Source organism: Nocardiopsis sp. RV163, assembly GCF_001029525.1.
Lineage (GTDB): Bacteria > Actinomycetota > Actinomycetes > Streptosporangiales > Streptosporangiaceae > Nocardiopsis > Nocardiopsis dassonvillei.
The window spans coordinates 1-1,730 of sequence record NZ_LEKI01000324.1; the positions used below are offsets into that span (position 1 = coordinate 1).

A 1,730-nucleotide genomic window follows, 5' to 3' on the forward strand; every position below is an offset into this window, starting at 1 on the left:
CGCGCGGGACGTCCGGCCTTTTGAGCCTAAGCCCGACTATGGTAAAAAACCAAGCACACTTGAGAACAATTATTTACATAACCTCCCAGCCTTGCAGTCGTAACCTCATGGTTGAATGAGCTATGGCCAGAACCCCCGGACGCCTTTCCTCTGCTGCCACCAGCGGCCACATCCTGGAGCTGATCCGCTCCGGAACCGCGACCAGCCGCTCCGAGATCGGCCGGGTCACGGGCTTGTCCCGCCCCTCCGTCGCCTTGCGGGTCACCGAGCTGATCGGCGGCGGGCTCGTCACCGAGGGCTCGGGCGCGGTCTCCAGCGGCGGACGGCCGCCGACCCTGCTGGAGTTCAACGCCGCCAGCGGCCTCATCCTCACCAGCGCCCTGGGCATGGTCCGCAGCCAGGCCGCCGTGTGCGACCTCGACGGCGAGGTCCTCATGCGCACCCCGGGCTCGCCCGCCATGGAGCAGGGCCCCGACGCCACCCTCCCCTGGCTGCTGGACACCTGGTCCGAGCAGATCGCCTCGCTCGGCCGCGACCCGGGCGACGTGCGCGGCGTGGGCATCGGCCTGCCCGGGACCGTCGAGTTCCACGCGGGCCGCGCAGACGACCGCCCCTTCCTCGGCAAGTGGGCGGGCGTGGCGCTGGCCCCGCTGGTCGCCGAGCGCTTCCCGGTGCCGGTGATGGTGGACAACGACGTGAACGTGATGGCGCTCGGCGAGCACATCGCAGGTGGGCACGGGCACCCCGACGACATGGTGTTCGTGAAGGTCTCCACGGGGATCGGCGCGGGCCTGCTGTCCGGCGGGCGGCTGCTGCGCGGTTCGCTGGGCGCCGCCGGGGAGATCGGGCACATCCCGGTGCGCGGCGCGGGCGGGCTGCCGTGCCGGTGCGGCAACACCGACTGCCTGGAGGCGGTCGCGGGCGGGCGGCGGCTGCTGGAGAGCGCCGCCGAGCGGGGGTGCCAGGCGCGGACGCTCAAGGACCTGGTGGCGCTGGCCTCGGGGGGCGACCCGGTGGCCGTCACCCTGGTCCGGGAGGCAGGGCGCAGACTGGGCGAGGCCCTCGCGGGGGCGGTCAACCTGCTCAACCCCGAGGTGATCGTGCTGGGCGGCGACCTGGCCGAGGCCTACGACCACCTGGTGGCGGGCGTGCGCGAGGTGGTGTTCCAGCAGTGCACCGCCCTGGCCACCCGGCAGTTGCGCGTCGTGGCCAGTTCCCTGTGGGACGACGCGGGCGTGCGCGGCTGCGCGGCCATGGTGACCGAGGAGATCCTGTCTCCGGAGGCTGTGAACAAGCTCCTGGCGGGCTGAGCGCGCCGACCGCCCCGTTCCCCGTCCACGGGCCGCGGACGGGGAAGTTACCTCCGCGCCCGACCGGGCATCCCCGCACGGGAGGGATCGGCCCCCTCCGGCAGCCGCTGCGACCCGCGACCGAGCCGTGCCCCCGCGCTCACCCCGGTTGAACTGCGACGACACGCTCACCGGCGCGCACTCGCCCCGCACACGCACTTGACAACCGCCCTCGGTGTGACGAATAGTCACCGAGCATCACCCCGCCCCGCACACCTCCGTCACCCCCGTGGCCGCGCCCGTGCGGACCCCCGCCCGGAAAGGTCCCCGCCGTGTTCCCAGAGAACCCACTCGTACTGATCCTGTTGGGCGCCGGAATCAGCCTGGCCACCAGCGTCGTCGTCACCGCCGTCCAGGCCCGCCTGGTCAGGCGCGACTCCA

The 1,730-nt window shown here is 72.7% G+C and carries 1 protein-coding gene; it reads left to right on the forward strand.

Going from position 1 to position 1,730, the window contains the following annotated elements; genetic code table 11:
• The first annotated feature begins 122 nt into the window (after positions 1-122).
• On the forward strand, positions 123-1,310 hold the full coding sequence (locus ABD54_RS26470) for an ROK family protein (RefSeq protein WP_047872278.1): 1,188 nt from the start codon (positions 123-125) through the stop codon (positions 1,308-1,310).
• The last annotated feature ends 420 nt before the right edge of the window (positions 1,311-1,730 follow it).

Coding starts and splice junctions, on each gene's coding strand:
- ABD54_RS26470 (WP_047872278.1), top strand. CDS start 123: ATGGCCAGAACCCCCGGACGCCTTTCCTCTGCTGCCACCAGCGGCCAC.